We start from the raw sequence: 21,779 nt of genomic DNA, 5'->3' as shown, positions 1-21,779 counted from the left end.
GAGATCCGATGGTGCCCGACCCGTCCGACGACGCAAACGTCGCGCTTCGGTCGCCGCGCACTCGGTGACCACGCGCACCGGGTGACACCCAGAGCAAAGGAGACTGCAGTCAGCGCAGCGCCTCCGGGTAGGGCACGAATTGGAGTTGGCCGTTCGTGGTGGATCCGGTGGTCACGGTCTCGCCGGTGGTGGGGTCGACGGCGACGCTGTTCGGTTGGCGCACCGTCGGGATCGAGACCTGGTGCGCGACCTGGGTTCCCGAGAGCGTGAGCCCGAGGAGTTGGTTGCTGCCGGTGAGCGTGACCCACAGCGTGTGGCGGACGGTGTCGTAGGCGTCGCCGTAGGGCCTGGAGCCCGCCCCGGTGGGGATGGACGCCACCTGGCGCGGCCCGGTGGGGGTCGCCTCGAAGCCCAGAACGGCATCGCCGTCGGTGTCGTTGACCCAGAACAGGCCGTCCTCGCCGGCCACGGTGTGGGTGGGACCGGCGCCGCAGTCTGCGGTGCCGACGATGTCACCGGTCGCGGTGTACTCGGTGATCTGTCGACCCCGCACGCCCACTCCGACCGCATAGCGGCCGTCGGAGGTCGCGGCGCCCCCACCGGGCTGCAAGGGGGTCGACACGGTGCGGACGACCCTGCGGTCACGGATGATCGAGAAGGAGTTGCCGAACTCGTTGGCCACGAAGATCGTGCTCTGCCCGACGGCGAAGGCCTCGTGGGGCGCCGGCCCGGTCGTGGGCACCGTGTAGGCGATCTGCCCGCTGGGCAGATCGATCACCGACAGGGTGCCGTCCTTCTCCCCGGCCGACAACGCCGGGCCGTCGGGGCCGGCCAGGGTCAGGTGCCGCCCCTCGCTGCGCAGGGAGACGAACCTCGGGGTCGTCGTCGTCGCGGCCGCGCTACCGGGAGGGATGGGCAAGATGTCGAGGCCGTCGGGGTTGCGGACGTTGACCGCCACCGTGCCCGCCGCCGTCACCGCGATCCCCTCCGGCGCTCCCGTCAACGGGATCACCGTGCCCGGCAACGAGGCCTGCGCGGGCGGGGACGTCGCCGGCTCGGGGGCTTCGGCCAGCGGGGTCGGCGGAGCGTCGGCCGTGGGAGCAGATGCGGGGGTCGGAGTGGAGGCACCCGGCGAGCCGCAGCCGGCGAGCAGACCGGCGGTGACCACGAGCGCCGACACGGCAACGCCCGTCCTCCGCCGTCGACCGCCGGTTCCCGTGGCGGAGGGGTGGGGACGATCCCGGGTGACGGCCATGGTCCACGTTCGGCGCGGACGACGTCAGGGTTCTCCGCGGCCCGGTGGCCGGAACAGGTGTCCGCCCCACCTCGTCGTGCGCGCGGACGCACGGGGCGACGCGCTGTGGCCCGCGGTTCCGACCCATGGGCGGCGACAGCGGAGGTGTTCGCGTTCACCGCCGTCCACCTGCTCATCGCGCAGACTGGCGGCGTGCAGTTGTGGGCGTCGGAGCCGGTCGGATGCTCGGGTCTCGTGGTGCTCGCTGCCGCCGACGATCGTCAGGTCGAGGACGGCTTCGAGCCGAGGAGTCTGCCGTCGACCTGGCTGGTCGACGAGGCGACCGCGGATCGCGCCGTCGAGATGCTGCAGGACGCCGTGGCGACGGGCCACGACGTCGACATCGACCACATCGTCGTCCGGGCAGCGCACGCAACCGGGGGACACCTCGCCTGAGAGTCTCGCAGCGGATGCTAGCGAGTCACGGCGTAAGGGCGCCCCGCTCCGGGGTGAGGGCGGCGGGGGTCCCGTCGGTCTCGCTCGACGAAGCGACCGACGGTGGGACGGGGGTGTCCCGGGTCGAGCTCGCGCGCGGGACGGCGAGGCCGTGGAGCCCGTCCTCGGGGACCGGCGCCGGGTGGGTGACCATGAGCGCCACGCCGCCGAGGACCACGATCCCGAGCCCGATCAGCTGGATGAGCCGGGCGAGGGGCGGGATCGCCGTCCCGAGGGGCATCATCGCGCCGGCGACGGCCGAGACCGCGATGCCGGCACCGAAGGTGGCGACCGCGACCCCGAACGCCCGGCCGACCGGGTCGGGAGTCCATCCGACACACCACCGCACCCCGCGCCTGGTCCACAGCATCGGTCGAAGGCTTGCGGCGATTCCCCAACCGACGACCAGGACGCCGAGCAACAGCGCGGCGAAGACGCCCAGCGTGCGCAGATGCAGGTGCATCACCGAACTCCTTCCGACGGGCCTGTCGGGTGCAACGTCTGCAGGCGGCGACGGTGACGTCGTGACCGGGGGTTCGCCTCGTCCGGGGCGGCGGGCCGCACCACGTGAGTGTCGGCGAGCGGTGGCGGCCACCACGGTCACGCACTCAACGGAGGCTCGAACTGCTCGCGAACCACGTCGAGGAAGCCCTCCACCCGAGCCACGACCAGGAACGCCCTGCGATCGCCCTCGAGGTCGTGCACGACCTCCACCGGTCGAGCCCACGCCCGGGCCAGCTCGCTGAGCAAGCTCGCGACCCGGGTCGCGGTCTCTCGACCGGTGGCACCGGGCGCGGTGCGGGCCACGACCATGCCCTCGGTGATCAGGGTGGCCGACCAGGACCCGGCAGGGTCGAATCGGTATCGCACGGACACCACCACCGCAGATTCCCCCTCGGGCCGGAGCCACAGCAACGCGCCGGGATCGGACGATGCGTGCCGTGCAGCGTCGCACCGACACCGACGATCACGTGCAGCAGGACGGAGCGGCCGACGAGGCACGAGGAGGACCGGCTGCACGCCGTCGGCTCCTGGGGAAACCCGCTTCCGCCGGCGCCGGGTTCGAACTCGAGCCGCCCGGGCGGCGAAGCAGCGGTATGTCGACCGACACCGATCCTCCGGCGGGAACGACGCTGTCCCGTCGGACCACGATCCCGAGTCCGGTCGCCGCGGCGATCGGCGTGCTCGCCGTCGGGATGGCGCTCGGGCTCGGCGACCTCGTCGCCGCGCTCACCGCGCCGCCGTCCTCACCGTTCCTCGCGGTGGGCGACCAGTTCATCCGGCTGACCCCGGAGGCGCTCAAGGAGTTCGCGACCAGCACCTTCGGCGTCCACGACAAGCAGGTGCTGCTGGCGAGCATGGCCGTGGTGATCGCCCTGGTCGCCGTGATCGGCGGGCTCCTCTCGCGGCGCAGCGCCCTGCCGGGGACCGTGCTCGTCGTCGTCCTGGGGCTCGCCGGGTTGTCGTCGACCCTCGCCTCCCCCACCTTCACCGCGGCCTACCTGATCGCCCCGCTCGTGGCACTCGTCGGCGGTGTCGCCACCTTCGTGGGACTGCACCGCCTGGCTTTGACGTCCGCCGGGAGAACAGGGGCCGAGCCGGGCGCCGAGGCCGATCACGCCCGGAATCCGCGACGGCGGCTCGCTCTCGGGCTCGGGGCGGCCCTGGCCGGAGCGGCCGTCACCGGGCTCCTCGGTCGCATCCTGGCGGCCGCCGGAGGGGCCGAGGCCTCCCGGAACGCCGTCGGTCCGCTGCCGTCGCCGGCGGGACAGCCGGCCGTCCCTCCTCCCGACGCGGACTTCGCCGCATCGGGCACCCCGACCTTCATCACCCCGAACGCCGACTTCTACCGCATCGACACCGCCCTGCAGGTCCCGCAGGTCTCCGCCTCCTCCTACCAACTGCGCATCCACGGAATGGTCGACCGGGAGGTGACACTGACCTACGACCAGCTGCGGGCCAGAGCGCAGCTCGAAGCGCCGATCACGATGTGCTGCGTCTCCAACGACATCGGCGGGAACCTGATCTCGAACGCGGTCTTCCTCGGCGTCCCGCTGCGCGACCTGCTCGCCGAGGCCGGCGTGCGGCCGGGCGCCGACCAGATCGCCTCCACCAGCGTCGACGGCTTCACCACCGGCACGCCGGTGGCCGCCTGCACCGACGGCCGCAACGCGATGCTCGCCCTGGGCATGAACGGACAGCCCCTGCCCGTGGAACACGGTTTCCCCGTCCGCATGGTCGTCCCCGGGCTCTACGGGTTCGTGTCCGGTTGCAAGTGGATCACCGACATCGAACTCACCACCTTCGACGCCTTCCAGTCCTACTGGCAGCAACGCGGATGGGCCGCGCAAGCACCGGTCAAGACCCAGTCCCGCATCGACGCGCCGCGCGACGGCGCGACCGTCCCCGCCGGGCGGGTGACGGTGGCCGGGACCGCCTGGGCCCAACACCGCGGCGTCGCCCGCGTGGAGGTCCGCGCGGACTCCGGGCCGTGGCAGACCGCCGCCCTCGCCGCCGAGGTCTCGATCGACACCTGGCGGATGTGGCGCACCGAGCTCGACCTCGCCCCCGGGCCGCACTCCCTCCAGGTCCGCGCGACCGACGCCACGGGCGCGACGCAACCCGAGGCGTTCAGCCTGACGATCCCCGACGGCGCCACCGGCTGGCACACCGTGGATCTCACGGCGCGCTGACGAGCCCTCCGACATCCGGCGGCGGATCACCCGCGGTGCCGGGCACCGTCGCCGTCGTCCGGGCGACGGCGTACCGGTCGGCCGCGAGGTCGTCGAGCTCGGGCACGAGGACGCGTCCCCATCTCCGACCGGGCTCGGAGGACAGGCGCGTGTCGAGTTCCCGGAGATCCCCGTCGGCCGACAGTCCGGCGAAGCTGCCGCCGGAGTCCTGGCCGAGCGTGAGTCCGTCGGCGCCCTGGGTCCACCGCTGCGGGAGCAGGTCGCCGATCGGCCCCACGGCGGCCGTCCGTTCCCCGGGGATCAGGTCGGCGGGCCCGGTCGGTGCGGTGATGAACGCCCCCGGCGTCTGTGCGACCCCACCGTCCACCCGCGGGAGCGGACCGGTGCACGGCCACGCGAAGGCGATCGCCCAGTCGACGAGCACCGGGCCCCGCCCCGCGAGCCATCGCCCGAGCGGGACGACGTCGACGACCCGTGGTCCGGTGAGCGCGATCCAGCCGTTCTCGTCCGTGCGGTCGTCGACGGCCACGAGGCGCACCCGGTCGGCGCCGTCGGGCACCGCGGACGGTTCGAGGGTGAGGGTGCGCCAGCCGACCTGCGGGTTCGCCCGGTCCTGCAACCGTGCCTGGTCGGGGTCGGCGGCATAGCCCCGGTAGCCCCGGTCCGGTTCGGGGGTCTCGACGACGGGGCGGGAACCGACCACGCGGTCGCCGTCACCGAACTGCCAGGTCAGGGATGTCCCGTCGGAGGTCCGGCCGGCGACCGAGGTGGCCAGCTCCTGTCCGGGGCGCAGCGCCGGGAGCCCGAACCACCCCGTCGTCAGGGACCCGACCGAACCGTCTCCCGCGGCGCGGCTCCCCCAGGTGAAGCGACCGTCGCGGGTGTCCGGCTTCCCGTCGGTCCCGCCGGACTTCTGCGCCGTCGGGGCGTTGTCGAACCAGGCGGGCGTCCGGGCCTCCAGCGACAGACCTGACGCGTCGTCGCCAGCCAGGTCGGTGGTGGCCGCGAAGACCTCCGGGACGGCGAGCCCGGGCACGGTGACCGTGGGCGACCCTGCCGGATCGCCCACGGTCACCCGCATACCCGCGGCGTCGGCGCGGATCGTCAACGCGCAGTCCTCGTCGGGAACGTCCACGGGGATCCGCCGTCCCGACGCGAGAACGTCCACGGTCGGCTCGCCCGGGCCGCCCTCGGTGGGCGTGGTCCGGACCGACAGCCCTTCGGCCGGCCCGCCCAGCACCGTCGCCAGGATCGTCGTCGCGCCGGAGCGGCCACGCGCCGCCGTGATCGCCCGGCACGGCACGGCCGCGTCGAGGGTGGCGGGACGGTACGGCACCAGCAGCAGCGTGGTCGGTTCCGGCGCCGCTCCCGCCGGTGGCCACGAGACGGTGGAGGTGGACGACTCGACGGCGGCCGCCGGGACCATCGCCGCGAGCACGACGGCCACCACCCCGGAGAGCAGGGCGGCCAGGACGACGACCAGCCGCACGATCCGCCGGGCGCGAGCACCTGGGCTCGAGGAAGGCGCCGCCGCCGACCCTCCTGCCTCGGAGTCGCCGGCCGAGGGCCGCACACGGATCGCCTCGGTCGGTGCGGTCGTGGCCAGCGGACGCTCCCTCGAGCAACGGGTGGACCCGATGTTCGCCGTCGGCTCCGTCCCGGTTCGACGCCGCAGGGTTCCGCTCGATGACCGACAGCGGTGGGCCGTGAGGCCTATGTGAACCGGAAAAACTGGTCCGAACAGCTGTGACCCGGCGGACGTAGACCAGGCGCGACCCGGCGGCGAGGCCGGGCACGACGAGGGAGACGAGATGAAGCTACGCACGATGACCGTGGCCGCTGTGGCCGCGCTGGCGCTGACCGGCGTCGGTTCCGGGTTCGCGATCGCCCAGAGCGGACCGCCGCCGGTGGCCTCGATCCCGAGCCTGACCGGGAAGAGCACCTCGGTGAAGCTCGACTCCGGCTTCACCGACGCCCTGAAGTCCCTGGACGTCACGCCGGCCCCGACCGGCAGGGCCACCGTGGAGGACGGCACCGCGTCCTTCCCGATCACCGGTGGCAACGTCACCGTCTACAAGCCGGGCGAGGTCACCCCCTACGTCCAGGGCATGATCATGCATGACGGGTCGGGTCTGTCCCTGACGAAGGGCGACACGAAGGTCACCCTCGAGAACTTCGTCATCGACCCGGGTCAGCCCGCCACCCTCAAGGGCAAGGTCTCCGCCAACGGCTCCACCGTCGCGGACTCGGTGACCCTCTTCGACCTCGACGGTTCGACCCTCAAGCCGATCACCACCGACGCCGCGGCCGGTACCGCCACGCTCACCGGCACCACCGTCAAGCTGTCCAGCGACGCCGCGGCCGCCCTGAACAAGGCGTTCTCCACCGACGCGCTCAAGGGCGGCACCACCGTCGGCATCGCGACCATCGTGGTCAACCTGCCCGGCAAGGGCGGGGACAGCGCCGCCATGCCCGGCGCCATGCCCTCCGGTGGGGCGGAGACCGGCGGTGGCTCCACCGCCTCCGGATCGACCGACGACGCCCTCGTCGCCGGCGGTGTCCTCGCCCTCGCCGTCGCCGGCGGAGCACTGATCGTCGTGCGTCGCCGCCGCTCGGCCGACCAGCACTGAGGCCCTTCGCCTCATCCGGACCGGGCTCGGGACCACCAGGTCCCGGGCCTGGACCACTCCCCGACGACGCCCGCGAGGACGGCGATGACCACGACCAGCGATCAGCCCGGCGCGGATCGGACCACGAAAACGCCGCCGGGTCGGCGTGGTCCGGGCCGCCGCAGCGCGGTCGTCGTCGGGATCGTCGTCCTGGCGGTCGTCGGGGTCGTGCTGGTCGTCCTCGGCCTCCAGGGAGCCGGCACGTCCCGCTCGGCCGCGCCGATCGTCCCGGCCGACGGGCGGGCCCCTGTGGCCGTGACCGGCCCGACCACCACCAGCGCTGCCGGCGCGGCGGGCGTCGAGCTCCCGGCCTCACCGCCCCGCCGCATCGACATCCCCGCCATCGACGTGCACTCGGCGATCAACCCCGTCGGCCTCAACCCCGACCGGACCGTCCAGGTCCCCGCCCCCGGCCCGCTCTACGACCAGGCCGCCTGGTACACCGGGTCGGCCTCCCCGGGACGCAACGGACCTTCGGTCATCCTCGGGCACATCGACTCGGCCGCCGACGGTCCCTCGGTGTTCTACGCCCTCTCCCGGCTCGAACCCCTCGACGAGTTCACCGTCACCCGCGACGACGGGCGCGTCATCACCTACAAGGTCAACTCCGTCCGCCAGTACCCCAAGGACGCCTTCCCGAGCCAGGACGTCTACGGCCCCACCACGCGCCCGGAGATGCGTCTGATCACCTGCGGCGGTCCGTTCGACGACAGCGCGCGGTCCTACCGCGACAACACCGTCGTCTACGCCAACCAGATCGACCCGCCGTCCTCCTCGTCACGGTGACCCCGGCGACGCGGTCCACCGCCGACGCCCTCCATCAGCGACGCCCCTCCGGCACAGCCACGACCCCCGAGAACGTGGCGCCGGGCTGCGACAACTGATCCGAACTCACGTACTGGATCGGCCCGTTATGTCAGGCCTCCGGCGCGCCGAACCGCTATCGCAACAATTCCCTATATCGACACGACGCTCGCCGAATGATTCTCAATGAACCTTCACCGTCATAATCTAGGTTATCGGATGCACGTCGCCGCAGCTCAGCGCGGCTTGCTGACATAATACTGTCGACGTCGAAGCCAGCCGAACAGGCGTTCCGCGGCGTGGCGGATCACGCTCGGCGCTCTCGGAGTCGTCGCTGCAAGTCCGCGACGTCAAGCTCTGGCGGTGGGTCGGCCAGTTGGTCAATGAGCCGGAGCGCGTCGGCGGCGTCGACCCTCCCGTAGTAGTCGTGGACGGCCTGTCGGACCGCTTGCCAGATCAGCGGATGCCATTCCGGCATCGACAGGACCACGCCAAACGTCAGGGCCTTCGCTGGCCACGGCACGGGACCACTCGCGTCGAGCAGGCGCCGCAGGCGAACCTCCGGGGCGTCCGCGGTCAGCTGGTGCCAGGCCGCGGTGGACCGTTGCTCGTCCTCTTCGAACGGGCCGCACCACAGCCAGTAGGAGACCGGGTCGGCCAACGCGTCGTCGGGTTCGTCGAGCAGCGTGGCGAGCTCGGCGAGCAGCTCGGGGCGCGGCGCCCAGTGGTCGAGATACATGAGGTTCGCGTAGCAGGGCATGGCGCGGTACAAGGCGATCGCCAGGCCCAGATCGCCCTCGACGAACTCGGCGAGGTCGTGTGGAAGGTCAGGGTCATCGGGTTCGGACACGTCGAAGGACCGACCCGTGCCGGGAGCATCGCGATAGGCCTGGGCGCACGCGCGGCGGAACCGATCCTCACCCACCCGCCGGGCCAACTCGACGAGGTCGTTCACCAGGGCCTCCCCGGTACAGGTCCCTCTCGTTGTCGCCCTCGGCGGCGATCGTGCTCCCTGCTTGACCACGGTGGGGCAACGGCGATGAGCGAGGACCGACCACGGCCCGACGACCCGGGACCGTGTGGCTCAGTCGACCTGGTGTACCCAGCGCCGCCAGTTCGGCTGGGGCGAGTAGCCGAGCGAGGCCCAGAGTCGCCGGCCGTCGTCGTTGCCCTCGAGGACCATCGCGTCGAGACGGACCGCGCCGAGCGCGACCAACCGCTCAGAGGCGGCCTCCAGCAGCGCCCTCGCGATCCCCCGGCGTCGTCGCTCAGGCAGCACCGCCAGCCGGTACAGATGCGCGCGCCATCCGTCCCATCCGGCGATGACGGTCCCGACCAGCCGACCGCCCTCGGCCGCGACCAGCAGCGCGTCGGGGTCGCGCTCGAGCAGCCCCCGCAGCGCCTCAGGGCGGTCGGTCGGGCGATCAGCGTTCTCCCCGGCCACCTGCCACAACGCCAGGACCCGGGCTACATCGTCGACGCGTCCCGTCCGGATGCTCCACTCGCCCACCGGTGACACCGTCCACGGCCCTCGTCGGTCAGGACAACCCGGTTTCGGGGTGGGGAACTGCTGCCGCCGCGCCCACCCAGACCTGGCGGGCGGCTCGGTGGTCGGCGAGTGTGATGCCTTCGCTCTGCATGGTCTCGCGCAGCGAGGGGTCGGTGAGCGCGACCAGATCGCTGTGCCGGACCCGCCACTGCGGGTCTTCGGCTCGGGACACCTCGTCGTCGGAGCCGGGGTGCACCGCCCACTCCGTGAGCCCGGGCCGCAGCGCGCGGACCCCGGCCCGGTAGACGTGGGTCTTGGTGGTGGTGTCAAGGGAGAAGCTGTCGAGGAAGTCGTGGTCGACGACCGGGAGACCCCGCGCGGTCGCAGCGCGCCGTCTGGTGGGCAGCCACATGCGTGCGGCGAGCCCGAACTCGACGGCCAGGTCGAGGGTGAGCCCGGTGATGTCGGCGCGACCGCCGTCGGCCAGGCAGTGCCAGTCCAAGTGGGTGGGCTGAAGACCACGCTCGAGGACGACGGCGAGCTGGGCTCGCATCTCGCGTTCGACCTCGTCGAGGCGGGCGCGGGCGAGCAGCCCGTCGCGGTCGGTCTGCGCGCGCAGGAAACCGGCGCCGTCGTGCAGCGACCCGACGTCGGACGCCGCCGCCGACCAGCGCCGGGTCGGGCTCTCGCTGACCAGGGTCAGGTGGACCCCGAACGGGACGTCCGGGCGCTCGGCGAGCACGTCCAGAGCCGCGCCGGTGCCCGGGCACACCGTCAGCAGGCTGCACGAGGTGACCACTCCTCGGTCGAACGCCTCGATGACCGCCCGGTTGACCCCGCCGCTCATCCCGAAGTCGTCGGCGTTGACCACCAGCACCCGCGCGTCCCGGTCGAACCCGAGCAACTCCACCGTTCGCGGCGCCACCCCAGCATGGTCGCCGACGTCGTCAAGCAGAAAACAGCAGCGGTGCAACAGCCGTGTCCCGCCTAGGCGGGGCCGCCCTCCCCCAACGCCTTCTCGACCCGTGACCTCGATGCCCTCGGCATCGTCGAGTTCGCGGGCCGGGTGGATGGGTCACTCGCCGTTCTCGTCGGGGAGCGCCCAGACCGACACGTGGGACCTGCTGGTGTCGGTGAAGGGGGTGCGGTCCCACCAGGCCCAACGATGCTGCAATGTCATCCCGGCCAGGCGCGCCATGAGGTCGAGCTCGGCGGGCCAGGTGTAGCGGAACGGCAGTGAGCGGCGCCGGCCGTGGCCGTCCGGGCCGAGCGAGACGTGGTGGGACCACATCTGCTGGGTGGCCCGGTCGTACTCGTCGTAGCCGACCCCGCGCGCGTCGTGGCGGAACACCCCGAACCTCTCGGTGGGTCCGATCCGGGCCACGCCCGGTATCTGGGTCTCGACGACGAACCGGCCGCTGGGGCGCAGGTGAGCAGCGGCGTTGGCGAAGGTCGCGACCTGCGCTTCCTGGGTCACGACGTTGCCGATGGTGTTGAACACCAGATAGACCAGATCGAACCGGCCGGGCACGCGGGTCGTGGTGAAGTCGCCGGCCACGACCGGGATGTCCCCGGTCTTGGTGCGCAGCACCGCGAGCATCGCCGCGGACAGATCGATCCCGTGCACCTCGACGCCCCGCTGTTGCAGCGGCACCGCGACCCGCCCGGTCCCCACCGCGAACTCCAACGCCCGACCTCCCCGCCCGGCCAACTCGGCGAGCAACCCCGCCTCGAGGGCGAGGTGCTCGGCGGTGAACCGGACGTCGTCGTCGCGGTCATAGGCCTCGGCGATCGCCGGGCCGAACCAGTCAGTTCCCTCCACGACACGAGCCGACCACCCGGCCTCCGAGCCTCGCAACGACATTCCACCGACCCCCGGGGCGGATCGCACTCAGCAACTCCCCCGGGCGACATCGGCTCGCCCCCGGAAAGCGAACGGCACGCCGATCATCGACGGGCCGCTGGCGCGGCCGGGTCGCTGTCCCGGAGTGGGTCCTTGAGCTGCCGGGTGTCGAACCCGCCGGTGCGGTGGCGCTCTCCCTCGAGCCGAGCAAGCAGAAGCGCTGCACCAGGGGTGGCCGCACCTCCGTTGGTCCCCGTTCGGGCAACCACGTCTTCGACCGGTAACGGCTCACTCCCGAGACGCGAGGACATGCCGTGACCGCCACCAACCGCCACCGGCCATCACTCGTGCTACGGCGGCGCGTCGCAGTCGTCGCGCTGGCCTTGGCAGCCCTCGCTTCCGGCGCCGGCGGTGTATACGTCGCGGCGGGCGCCACCCCGGCTCCCGGCCCGGAGTCAGCAGCCGCAGCAGCGCCGGCCCCCGCTGCCCCTCATAGCGCTCCCCCGACCACGCCCGCAGCCAGCAGCGCACCGACAACGACAACGACAACGACAACGACAACGACAACGACAACGACAACGACAACGACAACGAAGCGCGCAGCCTCCACCCCGACGACCAAGACCCCCAGCCGAACAAAGACGGCCTCGGGCAGCGACCCGGCAGACTCACCGTTCTGCTCGAAGAACCCGGACCTATGCACGAACGGCGTGCCCGACAAGAAGTCAGATCGCGCCGCCTACCAGGACGACCCCCGGTCGAACGCTGAGATCAACAGTGACCAGCCGATGTACGCACCGGAGGGGACCTGCCCAGGTGGCTACGCCCGCATCGCGGGCATCTGCTGACCCACCCGATATGGCGCGCGGCCGCTGATGCCGTAATAGACGGCGTCGCCGTCCACGACGCGACCGCCACCACCGCCCAGGTCGACTACCACGCCCACGAGGTCGACGTGTTCCACCTCCGTGGTGAACAGATCGCGGAGTTCTGGTCGTTCTCCGAGGACCAGAACGCGGCGTCGCCCTGCCCGTCGACGCCGGATACGCCGTGAAGTGACCGCCCAGCAGTGCTGACCTCCGGGATACCCGCAGTCCGCGCCCGAGAGAAATCTCAGCGCTCCGATCCGGATGAGCCGCACGTCTTCCCAGCCACGACACCTTGCACAGTGCCGCGATCAACCCAGGGCGTCAACGAGCCACGTAAGCGCTGAGTAAGGCCTGCACCTCATAAACATCGACACCCTTCCCGAACTGCTTCTGGATCGGCGTCGGAGAACCGGAAAGATAAATCTTCAACTCCGCATCCAGATCGAACGTCCCCGCAGTCTCCACGCTGAAATGCGTGATGCTCCGATAAGGAACCGTGTGATATTCGATCTTGCGTCCCGTCATGCCCTGCTTATCAACGAGGATGAGCCGCCTGTCAGTGAAGAGAAAGGCGTCACGAATCAGCAGGTAAGCGGCCTGGACCTGCTCTCCGTGCGCGAGGAGTCTGCCGTATTCCTGCGCCGCTTGGTTCGGGTCGACCCGCGACGCGTTCCCCAACAGCCCGTCGAACAATCCCACGGCTCCCCCTAGCAGTCGTCGATCAGCTCGCTGGCACCAGGCTATCGAAGGGACTGTAGGGCACGTCACCGAGGTTCGGACGGCGAACTCGCCGGGCTTCTGCGCGCCCACTCGAGCCCCCGGAGCGACTGAACGCTGTCGTCGAGGACTTCCTCGGCTCAATGAGCTGGACCTCGCAAGGTAGGGCCGTTCCTCTACAACCCTTCACTTGACGAGCAGCGGGTTGGCGCCGCCGGAACCTTGGATCGGCACGACAACACGCTCGGGGACGGCCACGACCATTCCCTGATCCAGTGATCAGCTTCGCAAGACTTGCGCGAACCGAGAACGCGGCTCATGTCAGACGCAACCCACGATACGCCGTCTGTTGCGTCCCCATTTGGTCCCGCGCGAATTGCCGACCAGCTTTGCGTTCCGGCCGACACGTTGCCGACTGGGCCCTGCTTTCTGGGCCCTACTTGATGGCTGGCGTCTTCCGCACGATAAACGCGTGGGCGATGACGGTGTAGGCGGTGAGCGCGATCAGCACGACGGCGATGACGATGCTGGCTCCGCCGGTGTTGATCGACCCGGGCACGATCGTGGCCGCGGCGAGGAGCGCGGTCACCACAGGGGTGGCGTGGGCGGTCCGCCCGTACTGCGGCCGGAGCCGTTCCAGGGCGAGAAGCGTCAGCCAGACGAGGACGTCGGCGGCGAGCAGGACCATGCCGATGATCAACCAGGTCGACCCGAACAGGGTCGTGTAGGGACCGACGACGGCGATCCTGACCAGCGCCCCGACCGCGATGAAGGTCCATCCGAGTCGAAGGCCGTAGCCGATAGTGCTGACGCGCAGCCGACGTGGCGCCACCCAGGCGTTGTTGTCTGGTGTCACGCGGATGCCGTCCCCTCGCTCAGAATGTTCATCCGACGCTCTGGCGGAGCTTGTCGAGGGACTGCGGGCAGTAGACGGACACTGATGCCCCCAGGACGTAGGCGGCGTTGCCCGCGTCGAGGCCGGTGAGTTGCTGCACGTCAGCCACGATCGCCGGGGCCGGATCGTTGCGGTCGAAGCCGGCGCAGACCTGTCCCGCGACCGCGGCCGGCGCGGGGATGCTCAGAGACCGCTGGGCCAGAGTGTTCTGAAAGACCTGCGCTTTGGTCGAGTCCGGCAACGGCGCGACGCTGGTGGGGATCAGGTCGGCGTTGCTCGGTTGCGCCGGCGGTTGGTCCGAGCTGGAGCAGCCGGCGAGGAGCGCTGTCGCGAGACCGGCGGTCGACAACGCGGCGACAATCGCTTTCGGCACGGTCATCGGTCCCCTTCCTCTTGCGCTACGTGAAGAACATGCGCGATGAACTCGCGGTGCGGAGCCGCGCGCAGGTCTCGACCACACACCCACCAACGTGGTCGTTGAGGCTGCGGGAATCTTTATCGAAGGATGCCGCCGAAGAGCTTCAGGGTTCCGACAACCGGCCACAGGGCACATGGCGCGAAGCCCGGTGACTGCTGCCGCTCATTCGTGGGCTGCGAGTCCCCTTTTGCGGGCAGGTGAGGTGGCCAAGAGCTGAGCTGGGCTGCTCAGTTGCTCTTGAGCTTAGGCAGGTTGTTCGGGCAGTAGATCGCGGTGGCTGCTCCGATGATGAAACCGGTGTTCTCCGGGGTGGGACCGCCGAGGGCTTCTTGTAGCTGCCCGGCCAGAGCGGGCACGGTGACCCCGGAGTCCAGGGACTGGCAGATCGACGCGGCTACTTGAGTGCGCGTGTCCGGGTCGCCGACCTGCAGGCCTTTACTGGTGAGGGCGTTGACGAAGGCGGAGTCGCGTTGCTCGGGCGCAAGGGATGGTGCTTCCGACGGCGACGGGATGGTTGCTGTTGTCGACGCGGAGGCGGGTGCGGCTTGCGTCGCGGGCGGGTCCTGTTCGGCCCCGCTGCATCCTGCCGCGGCGAAGAGAGCCAGGACCAGCGACCCGGCCAATGCCGCTGCTTTCAGCGGACTGCCGAGTCGCCTGCAATTCATTCTCATGCTTTCTCCAGTAACGGCGTAACGGAAAGTTCGTACACAGTGGTTTCACATGGACAGCGCGCGCTGCCGCCAGGTCCAACCCGAGGCGGTGACCGTGTCACGGAGTGGGTCCTTGAGCTGCCGGGTGTCGAATCCTCCGGTCCTGACCACCCGCAGTTTGCCGTTCGCGTCGCGCTCGATCGTTCCGCTGAAGCCCCGGCGACTGACGTTGCCGCCCTGCCCGTACCGCGCGCCACCGCCGGGTCCGTCGGACTGCCAGAGCCGGTCGAGCGCGATGACTTCGTGAAGGGCTTCGTCGAGCCTGAGAACGATCATGTATCGGAAGTGCTGTGGTCCGGTGGTGTCGGTCCACTCGGCGACGAGGTCGGCGCGCTCCGCGGCGCCGGAACGGATCGACCACGGGACATCGTTCCGGTCGAGGGCGGCGATGGCGTCGTAGAGCTGGCGGGCAGGGAGGGCCGGTGTCCCCGCCTGTGGCCGACGGGTGCCTGTGAGCCGATCGAGGATGCCCATGTGCTTACCTCTTCCTCGCGGGGTCGATGTCGGTCACCGAGACGCTCTTGACCATCGCCTGAAAGGCGGCGGCGACCTCGTCGTGTTGCTCGGATGCAGCGGTCAGGACGAGCCGGACGACCGCGCGCAGCGACGGGTCACCTTGATCGACGAGGCCGAGGTAGACCTGGTCCTGCACCAGGTCTCGCAGCTCCCCGCCGACGATGCTCCGGAGCGCAACCCGCTGTGTCGTGGCTGGCGCCGACGTGGTTCCGACGTGCTCACGAGCCAGCACGACGATGTCCTGGCATCCCGCACCGGCGAGGCGCTCGACCACCCGCGAGGCGACGTCCTCGAGGGACTCGTGGGGCGACCACGTGTCGCCGTCCATCGTGATCGTTGCTCTCACCCCCCGGTCGGGAGATGGGTGCCCGACCGCGAACGCGACCCCTGGGGGCAGGGTGGTCGGGTGCTCCCATCCAGGCGGTGCCTCGACGCGCACCGGCACGGGCAGCGCCGTCACTAGAACCTGGCTCACGAAATCTCCAACAATGTACGTTGAGTGACCGCCGGTCATTGAAACACACCTGCTACTCCGTCGCGCACTCCCTCGTACAGATCGCCGACGTCCTCCGCCCGAGCGTGAATTGTCTTTCCAGCCTCGCCAATTCCGTGGGAAATCGCGTCTCCTGCTTCTGAGGCGGTCTTCTTGACTTCGTTGGGGTCTACCGAGACTTCGAATCCGAGCTTGCCGCCCACGACCGGAGAGGCTCCGGCGCTGCCGCCGAACTCGTACTTGCCGTTCTCCTGCTTGCCGAACTTGATCCCGGCCTCGGACCGACCCAACCCTCAGCGGTTCCGGACAGCCCGATACCACCGACGTCCGCGCCGCCGGAGGTTCGTCCCTTGGCGCCCGCGAACGCCCCGGCATCCAGGGCGAGGCCCTCGCGGCTGAGCTTCGCCGCGCCTTGCGCCTCGGCGCCCGCGAAGCCCGAGGCCCGTCCGTCGAGCCCGACCGGTCCCTTCGAGACGCGGCCGGCGGCGTCCACCGAAGCACCGAGTGTTGCCTTCGCGGTCAAGCCCAGGCCCGTGGTCTGCCACTCGTGGGTTGCCTTGTCCCGTGTCTTCGACAGCCCGGCCGCCAGACTGGCGTCCGCTCCGACCTTGCCTTCGACATTGCCCGTCGCCTTGAGATCACCTTGCTGAACCAGGCCCTCCGCTCCCACGCTCCCGAGGTAGGCCCCGGCCTTCGGGCCGGCGAGAGACCCACCGCCCTGGGCGAGGTTCGGACCAGCCTCGGCGAAGGAACCGCCGGCCCACACGTGACCGGCCGCGGTCATCGGCTCTCCACTCGGGAGCAGGCTCAGCCCGCGCTCGGTACCGGGAAGTTGACCCGGTCGCTCGCCGTTCGGTCCCGCACCGTCAGGTAGTCCTGCGCCCGGGATCGTCCTGGTGCCTCCCGTCTCGAACCCGGGCTGCCCAGGACGTAGGCCGGGCTTGAAGACCGGAGCCCCCGGCGCGGTGGGAGCGCCGCCTGCAGGCGGCAGGTTGGACTTGTCGTTGCCGACGTTGCGGTCGCCGCGGTTGCGGTCGCCGCGGTTGACCGATCCCTGGTTGTCGTTCCCGACGTTCGCGTCTCCGCGGTTGCGGTCACCGGAGTTGTTGCTGCCCCGGTTGCCGTCGCCGACGTTGCTGTTGCCGCGGTCGTTCGTGCCGCGGTTGTCGTTCCCGACGTTCGAGTTTCCGCGGTTGCGGTCACCGGAGTTGAGCGATCCGTGGTTGTCGTCCCCGACGTTGAGATGGCCCTCGTTGCGGTTGCCGCGATTCAAGACCCCACGGTTGTCGTTACCTTCGTTGTCGTTGCCGACGTTGCGGTCTTCGACGTTGCCGTTACCGACGTTGCGACTGCCGCTGTTGTCGTCACCCACGTTCTGGTTCCCGCGGTTGCGGCTGCCGCGATTCTCATTGCCGACGTTCTGGCTCCCGCGATTCCGGCTTCCGCGGTTGGCGTTTCCGATGTTGTCGTCACCGGCGTTGAGGTGGCCCTGGTTGCGGTTGCCGCGGTTCAGCGATCCGTGGTTGTCGTTTCCGACGTTGAGGTGGCCCTCGTTGCGGTCGCCGCGATTCAGAGACCCATGGTTGTCGTCGCCCACGTTCTCGTTCCCGCCATTGCGATTGCCGTCGTTGTCGTCGCCGACGTTCTGGTTCCCGCGGTTGCGGCTGCCCTGGTTCCCCGAGCCGCGGTTGTCGTCACCGCGGTTGGCGTTGCCCTGGTTGCGGTTGCCGCGGTTGTCGTCGCCGATGTTGCGAGCTCCCTCGTTGCGCGACCCGCGGTTCTCGTCGCCGCGGTTGTCGTCGGTGGGCGCAGCTTCGTCGCCAGTGACCCCGCCGCAGCAACCGAGGCGTTGGCGGCGTTGCTCAACACCGACGAGGCAGGCGCACGCGCGGTCGTCGGTCTGCCTCGGTACGGCGTTCGCCCCTCGTCCGCAGCCAACTGGCCCGGAACGACCTCGATGACGTGCGCCGTGCTGTGGCAGCAATCGAACAACCGTGACCGAAGCGGTCGAAGACATCCGACCTCTGCGTATCTGTCGTGAACGGCCCCCAAGGGCGGCGCTCGCCGGACTCGTGGGGCGTCTCGGACACCGGCCCCGGGCGATGGATTGCCCTGACCGCCGGCGGCGTCCCCGCGAGGCGCCGGGTTGGGTCTACAAGGCCCGATGCCGGGCCGCGCTGCACCTGGGGATCGCCCCGCCGCCATCACCGACTGGTTCTCACACCACGCCAGACCCGGCCTGACCAAGCCTCCCCTGGCCCCGCTTCCGATCTGGGCGACCACGCCGGAGACCCTGGTCCGGCACGGGGGCGGCGTTCCCGACACGTGCTCGCCCTGGGGCGGCGCGTCGGTGCGACCTCCGGAACGAATAGGGAGGTGAAGACGATCAGTCCGGAGGGCCGGCCGCCTGGTCGGCGAGCCGGCTCCCTCTAGGAACTCATCTGCGAGGAGGTCGTGGTGGCGGTCGTCGTGACGTGGAACCCCGAGGCGTGGGACTTCCCGGACGGTCAGTACGAGGCGATGGTCGCGAAGACCCAGGCTGGCGGCACTTACCCCGACGACTGGAGCGTGGGGCGGCGAGTGAAGGGCATCGACGTCGGCGACCGGGTTTTCCTGTTCCGCCAGGGCCACGACCGCCGCGGGTTGGTCGCCGCCGGCACCGTCTCGCCCGGGCCTGAGGCCGGGTCGCCGATCTACCCCCGCGAGCATTGGGACGGCAGTGGGGCTCTGACGCCGTTCGTCAACGTCGAGTGGGACCGGGTCGTCGAGGTCGACGACAGGCTCCCGGTCGAGACGCTCCTCGAGGCACACGCCGGGTTTCACTGGAACTCGGTGTACCAGTCGGGCCGCGCCATCGACGGTGGGGCCCTGACCGCACTGGAGGAGCTGTGGCAGGCCTGGACCGGACCTGTGAGCAGCGTCGACACCGTCGTCGCGGTCACCCCCGAGCGGCACCAGCTCGAGCAGTACTGGTCCCGCGGCAGCGACGAGGGGCCCCGCGAGCTCGCCGAGGCGCAGCTGTGTCAGCGCTACCTCGCCCACCTCGAAACCGAGGGCAGCACCGGGCACCGCCACCGCATCACGACCGGCGAGGGCACGGTGCTGTGGACCGACCTGTTCGACCCGGCCCGCGGCGAGCTCCTCGAGGCCAAGAACGCCACCAGCCGCCCGGCGATCCGGCTCGCGATCGGCCAGCTCTACGACTACCGCCGCTACCTCGACCCCGAGCCCGCCCTCGCGGTCCTGCTACCCGATCGGCCCGGCGCGGACATGCTCGCGCTGCTCACCGAGCTGTCGATCACCGCGGTCTGGCCCGACGACACCGGCGGCTTCACCCGCCGCTGACCCACGCCCACGACCAGCGAGATCGGGGGTGCATCGCGATGGTGGGTGGGGTCAGCAGAACTCGCGGATGCCGTTGAGGTGGCAGGCGGCCCACCGGGACGCGGGGGTGGTCGGGTTGTGCTTGCCCTCGGCGGTGAGCCGGTACTGGCATGGGTTGTCGGCGCTGATGGCGTTGAAGTCGCAGCCGTAGGGGTTGGCCTTGCTGACCACGCCCTCCTGGTAGCCAGCGGGGCAGGTCGGGAGGTCGGGCGCGCACCTGCCAACGGCGCCCCCGGCGGTTCCGGTGCCCTGCGGGCTGGGGGCGGCCGGCTCGGGGGTGGCGCAGAACTTGCCGGCCAGCGCCTTCGGCAGCGTGGTGCCGATCTCGGTGCATTCGGTGCCGGCGGGCCAGGGCTCGACCCGGTACCGGCCGCCGGATTGCGGGAGCAGCGCGACGTAGGTGGAGTCACTCTCGGGCTTCGAACCCTGGGCGAGCGCGATCCCGCGGCTGCATCCCTCGAGTCGATAGCTGGTGAGGTTGCGGCGGGCGCTGAAGCCGGGCGAGGTCTGCTCGAGGACCTCCCGGAACGCCGCCGCACTCGCACACGGGTTCGACGCCGTCGGCGGGGTCGTCGTCGCAGCCGGCGGCGTCGCGGGGACGACAGCCACCGAGCTCACGGTGGGGGCTGCCGTCACGGGCCGGGCGGCGTCGACGAGTTCCGGATCGCCGCCGTGAAAACCCAGGCCGACGAGCACCAGGCCGGCGGCGACGACCAGACCACACACGATCGCGACCACCAGCAGGCGGCGACGTGACCTTGTCGCCGACGAGTTCGGAAGCGCGAAAGCTTCGGTCGGGGCGTCGTCGTCGACCTCGACGGCCGGCCCGGCTCTGTGACGACTGTTCATCGGCCCCCCAGCCACGATCCCCGTTTCACCGTCGCTGTCGGTCGTGCCGGTCGCCTCGTTACCGCCGGACGGCGCGGCCGGTTCCGGGTCGGGGCGCCGGTCGGCGTGCTCCCCGCCCACTGCTCGCCCTCCCGACGGTCGGCGGCTCGGACGGGCCGCGGTCCCGCCGCCCACGCTGCCGTGAGCGACGGGACCGCTGTGCCCGGGTCTCCCGATAAAAAGGTCACCCCGGGGGGATGATCACCGGGCGAACACCTCGCCGAAGCGGACGGCAAGCCGCTCGTAGTCGGCGAGGACTCCGGCATCATGCGCGGCTGACCACGCGAGCCGTGTCCCCTGCGAGGGCCCACGCCGGCTGCGGCGTTGGGCAACACGGCCGCAGCAACCCCCACAGCGGGCTCGCCACGGTCTCCGCGGTGCACCGATCGACGTTCTCGGCCGCCGTCGAGGCCCTGCTCCATCGGCACCCCGCCGACCGCGACCCGAAGCCGGACAGGCAGGCGCTGGCGGCTCCGACCATCTCACCCGGACGAGGACTCGCTGTCGGCGTCACCGAGCTGGCAGGTTGGCGGGCCTCGCCGACCGTCCCCGTCTCGCTCGGTCGGCGCGGCCAGACGTTCCGGGGGGAACCGCCATGTTCGAGCTTGCGCCGCGCTTCGTCACCGCGCAGTCCTGGTGGATCGCGAGCGAGATCGCCCGACGCCACCCACACCTGCAGCTCATCGAGACCCACCCCGGCGGCGGTCTCTACGACTGCCTCACTCTTATTTCGCCTGGACCCACGAACCTCCTGGACCTCAACCGGGAAGGTTCGATCCACGCGCGGACCTTCAAGCTGACGTGGGTCGATGCGCTCGCCGCGCCCGGCGGGCACGACCTGATCAAGCGGCTGGAAGCCGACCTTGACCTCTCCCACAACGCCACAACACCGGCGACGACCGCCCGCACCCTGACCTACCGCGTCCTCGCACGAGTCCTGACCTCGCTGGTCGACGACCGCCACCGCTGGGACGCCCGCAACGGCTACTACGACTCCTCCGGCGGCGACGGCGGACAACGCACCGAGCTGCAACAGTTCCCGACCGTGGTCGACGCCCTCGAGGACCGCCGACCCGACGACCTCCTCGGCATCCCCGCCTACCGGTTCTGGGTCCTGCTGCGCGACGACGACCCCGTCGCCGTGCTCGACACCGACGGCCGGCTCCACCAGCCCGACCAGCCTTGCGTCGAGTTCCTCCCCCTCTACCGCCGCCACCAGTCGCGGCTCACCGCCACCATCGGCGCCGCCCTCGGACACCTGCTGCCCTGACAGCGGCTCGAGCGGCCGCCGCGACGGATACATCGACGTGTCTCGCCCCCGCGCACGGTGGCCTACCGGTCGGGGCCCACCTGATCGGGCCTCCGCCCGAGCCCCGCAGAAGCGGGGCGGCCGCGGCACATCACTACCGCCACCATTCGCCGGCGCCTCCGCCAGGCGTCGTCCACATCAAGGCCTTGCAGTTCCTCTACTACGTCGACGGGCGGTCCCATGTCTCTACGCCATCGCTCGCCAGCCAGCGCCTCCGAATCAGCGCCACCGACCACTGGCCTGCAGGCGCTGCGAGGTACCCCGGGTTGGTCGAGTGCGACGGAGAAGATGCCGGTCCAGTCCCGCGGCCCCCAGAACGCGATGTCCCCGCCGTCGGCGGCCGGGCCGACGAA

23 protein-coding genes are annotated in these 21,779 nt (G+C 70.9%); 6 read left to right on the top strand and 17 right to left on the bottom strand.

Going from position 1 to position 21,779, the window contains the following annotated elements; genetic code table 11:
* Positions 1–109: 109 nt before the first annotated feature.
* Positions 110–1,180, bottom strand: coding sequence for a hypothetical protein (locus tag ACQPYX_RS14375; RefSeq protein ID WP_433803572.1), 1,071 nt, complete (start codon positions 1,178–1,180; stop codon positions 110–112).
* A 219-nt stretch (positions 1,181–1,399) separates the two neighbouring features.
* Between ACQPYX_RS14375 and ACQPYX_RS14370 the strand changes: the two genes are divergently transcribed.
* Positions 1,400–1,690, top strand: coding sequence for a hypothetical protein (locus ACQPYX_RS14370; RefSeq protein WP_433803571.1), 291 nt, complete (start codon positions 1,400–1,402; stop codon positions 1,688–1,690).
* A gap of 25 nt (positions 1,691–1,715) precedes the next feature.
* Here ACQPYX_RS14370 and ACQPYX_RS14365 read toward each other — a convergent pair whose 3' ends face one another.
* Together ACQPYX_RS14365 and ACQPYX_RS14360 are read right to left on the bottom strand one after the other, a co-directional pair.
* Entirely contained in the window at positions 1,716–2,192 is a 477-nt protein-coding gene (locus ACQPYX_RS14365) for a hypothetical protein (RefSeq protein ID WP_433803570.1), read from the bottom strand.
* A 137-nt stretch (positions 2,193–2,329) separates the two neighbouring features.
* The gene (locus tag ACQPYX_RS14360; RefSeq protein ID WP_230753214.1) at positions 2,330–2,599 is read right to left on the bottom strand and encodes a hypothetical protein; all 270 of its coding nucleotides are present in this window, start codon (positions 2,597–2,599) and stop codon (positions 2,330–2,332) included.
* A 227-nt stretch (positions 2,600–2,826) separates the two neighbouring features.
* Between ACQPYX_RS14360 and ACQPYX_RS14355 the strand changes: the two genes are divergently transcribed.
* Positions 2,827–4,422 carry a molybdopterin-dependent oxidoreductase gene (locus ACQPYX_RS14355; RefSeq protein WP_433803569.1) on the top strand — a complete coding sequence of 532 codons (1,596 nt, stop codon included), beginning with the start codon at positions 2,827–2,829 and terminating at the stop codon, positions 4,420–4,422.
* On the opposite strand, the gene ACQPYX_RS14350 is transcribed toward ACQPYX_RS14355, so the two are convergent.
* Positions 4,409–5,911, bottom strand: a complete 1,503-nt coding sequence (locus ACQPYX_RS14350) for an arabinosyltransferase C-terminal domain-containing protein (RefSeq protein ID WP_433803568.1) — start codon at positions 5,909–5,911, stop codon at positions 4,409–4,411. The genes ACQPYX_RS14355 and ACQPYX_RS14350 overlap by 14 nt on opposite strands.
* Before the next feature lie 322 nt (positions 5,912–6,233).
* Between ACQPYX_RS14350 and ACQPYX_RS14345 the strand changes: the two genes are divergently transcribed.
* On the top strand, positions 6,234–7,052 hold the full coding sequence (locus ACQPYX_RS14345; protein ID WP_433803567.1) for a hypothetical protein: 819 nt from the start codon (positions 6,234–6,236) through the stop codon (positions 7,050–7,052).
* Between the two features lie 84 nt (positions 7,053–7,136).
* Entirely contained in the window at positions 7,137–7,877 is a 741-nt protein-coding gene (locus tag ACQPYX_RS14340; RefSeq protein ID WP_433803566.1) for a class F sortase, read from the top strand.
* Positions 7,878–8,202: 325 nt separating this feature from the next.
* On the opposite strand, the gene ACQPYX_RS14335 is transcribed toward ACQPYX_RS14340, so the two are convergent.
* From ACQPYX_RS14335 to ACQPYX_RS14280, 12 genes are all read right to left on the bottom strand, one after another.
* Complete coding sequence (locus ACQPYX_RS14335; protein ID WP_433803565.1) at positions 8,203–8,850, bottom strand: hypothetical protein; 648 nt, start codon at positions 8,848–8,850, stop codon at positions 8,203–8,205.
* Positions 8,851–8,979: 129 nt separating this feature from the next.
* Positions 8,980–9,405, bottom strand: coding sequence for a GNAT family N-acetyltransferase (locus tag ACQPYX_RS14330; RefSeq protein WP_433803564.1), 426 nt, complete (start codon positions 9,403–9,405; stop codon positions 8,980–8,982).
* Positions 9,406–9,433: 28 nt separating this feature from the next.
* A complete protein-coding gene (locus tag ACQPYX_RS14325; RefSeq protein ID WP_433803563.1) occupies positions 9,434–10,309 on the bottom strand; it encodes a carbohydrate deacetylase in 876 nt (291 codons plus the stop codon).
* Between the two features lie 150 nt (positions 10,310–10,459).
* Positions 10,460–11,206: a class I SAM-dependent DNA methyltransferase gene (locus ACQPYX_RS14320; protein WP_433803562.1), complete on the bottom strand. Its 747-nt coding sequence runs from the start codon at positions 11,204–11,206 to the stop codon at positions 10,460–10,462.
* Positions 11,207–11,717: 511 nt separating this feature from the next.
* The gene (locus ACQPYX_RS14315; protein ID WP_433803561.1) at positions 11,718–11,948 is read right to left on the bottom strand and encodes a hypothetical protein; all 231 of its coding nucleotides are present in this window, start codon (positions 11,946–11,948) and stop codon (positions 11,718–11,720) included.
* A 469-nt stretch (positions 11,949–12,417) separates the two neighbouring features.
* Entirely contained in the window at positions 12,418–12,795 is a 378-nt protein-coding gene (locus ACQPYX_RS14310) for a PH domain-containing protein (RefSeq protein ID WP_433803560.1), read from the bottom strand.
* 454 nt (positions 12,796–13,249) lie between these two features.
* Complete coding sequence (locus ACQPYX_RS14305) at positions 13,250–13,669, bottom strand: hypothetical protein (RefSeq protein WP_433803559.1); 420 nt, start codon at positions 13,667–13,669, stop codon at positions 13,250–13,252.
* Positions 13,670–13,697: 28 nt separating this feature from the next.
* Positions 13,698–14,087 carry a DUF732 domain-containing protein gene (locus tag ACQPYX_RS14300; RefSeq protein ID WP_433803558.1) on the bottom strand — a complete coding sequence of 130 codons (390 nt, stop codon included), beginning with the start codon at positions 14,085–14,087 and terminating at the stop codon, positions 13,698–13,700.
* 266 nt (positions 14,088–14,353) lie between these two features.
* Positions 14,354–14,749 carry a DUF732 domain-containing protein gene (locus ACQPYX_RS14295; RefSeq protein ID WP_433803557.1) on the bottom strand — a complete coding sequence of 132 codons (396 nt, stop codon included), beginning with the start codon at positions 14,747–14,749 and terminating at the stop codon, positions 14,354–14,356.
* Between the two features lie 93 nt (positions 14,750–14,842).
* Entirely contained in the window at positions 14,843–15,310 is a 468-nt protein-coding gene (locus ACQPYX_RS14290) for a hypothetical protein (protein ID WP_433803556.1), read from the bottom strand.
* A gap of 4 nt (positions 15,311–15,314) precedes the next feature.
* A complete protein-coding gene (locus tag ACQPYX_RS14285; protein WP_433803555.1) occupies positions 15,315–15,866 on the bottom strand; it encodes a hypothetical protein in 552 nt (183 codons plus the stop codon).
* A 148-nt stretch (positions 15,867–16,014) separates the two neighbouring features.
* Positions 16,015–17,862 (bottom strand): hypothetical protein, encoded by a 1,848-nt coding sequence (locus tag ACQPYX_RS14280; protein ID WP_433803554.1) that lies wholly within the window; start codon positions 17,860–17,862, stop codon positions 16,015–16,017.
* A 440-nt stretch (positions 17,863–18,302) separates the two neighbouring features.
* Between ACQPYX_RS14280 and ACQPYX_RS14275 the strand changes: the two genes are divergently transcribed.
* On the top strand, positions 18,303–19,190 hold the full coding sequence (locus ACQPYX_RS14275; protein WP_433803553.1) for a hypothetical protein: 888 nt from the start codon (positions 18,303–18,305) through the stop codon (positions 19,188–19,190).
* Positions 19,191–19,241: 51 nt separating this feature from the next.
* Here the strand turns inward: ACQPYX_RS14275 and ACQPYX_RS14270 are convergent, their stop codons facing one another.
* The gene (locus ACQPYX_RS14270) at positions 19,242–20,198 is read right to left on the bottom strand and encodes a hypothetical protein (RefSeq protein ID WP_433803552.1); all 957 of its coding nucleotides are present in this window, start codon (positions 20,196–20,198) and stop codon (positions 19,242–19,244) included.
* 514 nt (positions 20,199–20,712) lie between these two features.
* On the opposite strand from ACQPYX_RS14270, the gene ACQPYX_RS14265 reads away from it, so the two are divergent.
* Positions 20,713–21,387 carry a hypothetical protein gene (locus ACQPYX_RS14265; RefSeq protein WP_433803551.1) on the top strand — a complete coding sequence of 225 codons (675 nt, stop codon included), beginning with the start codon at positions 20,713–20,715 and terminating at the stop codon, positions 21,385–21,387.
* The last annotated feature ends 392 nt before the right edge of the window (positions 21,388–21,779 follow it).

The sequence above is a fragment of the Actinomycetospora sp. CA-084318 genome, from assembly GCF_050955885.1.
In the GTDB taxonomy this organism is placed as follows: Bacteria; Actinomycetota; Actinomycetes; order Mycobacteriales; family Pseudonocardiaceae; genus Actinomycetospora.
This window is presented reverse-complemented; position numbering and strand designations above follow the sequence as displayed.

Bases quoted from the DNA above. Each gene is read 5' to 3' on its own strand.
- ACQPYX_RS14265 (WP_433803551.1), top strand. From the start codon at position 20,713: ATGTTCGAGCTTGCGCCGCGCTTCGTCACCGCGCAGTCCTGGTGGATC.
- ACQPYX_RS14365 (WP_433803570.1), bottom strand. From the start codon at position 2,192: ATGCACCTGCATCTGCGCACGCTGGGCGTCTTCGCCGCGCTGTTGCTC.
- ACQPYX_RS14285 (WP_433803555.1), bottom strand. From the start codon at position 15,866: ATGACCGGCGGTCACTCAACGTACATTGTTGGAGATTTCGTGAGCCAG.
- ACQPYX_RS14280 (WP_433803554.1), bottom strand. From the start codon at position 17,862: ATGTCTTCGACCGCTTCGGTCACGGTTGTTCGATTGCTGCCACAGCAC.
- ACQPYX_RS14355 (WP_433803569.1), top strand. From the start codon at position 2,827: ATGTCGACCGACACCGATCCTCCGGCGGGAACGACGCTGTCCCGTCGG.
- ACQPYX_RS14345 (WP_433803567.1), top strand. From the start codon at position 6,234: ATGAAGCTACGCACGATGACCGTGGCCGCTGTGGCCGCGCTGGCGCTG.
- ACQPYX_RS14300 (WP_433803558.1), bottom strand. From the start codon at position 14,087: ATGACCGTGCCGAAAGCGATTGTCGCCGCGTTGTCGACCGCCGGTCTC.
- ACQPYX_RS14290 (WP_433803556.1), bottom strand. From the start codon at position 15,310: ATGGGCATCCTCGATCGGCTCACAGGCACCCGTCGGCCACAGGCGGGG.
- ACQPYX_RS14340 (WP_433803566.1), top strand. From the start codon at position 7,137: ATGACCACGACCAGCGATCAGCCCGGCGCGGATCGGACCACGAAAACG.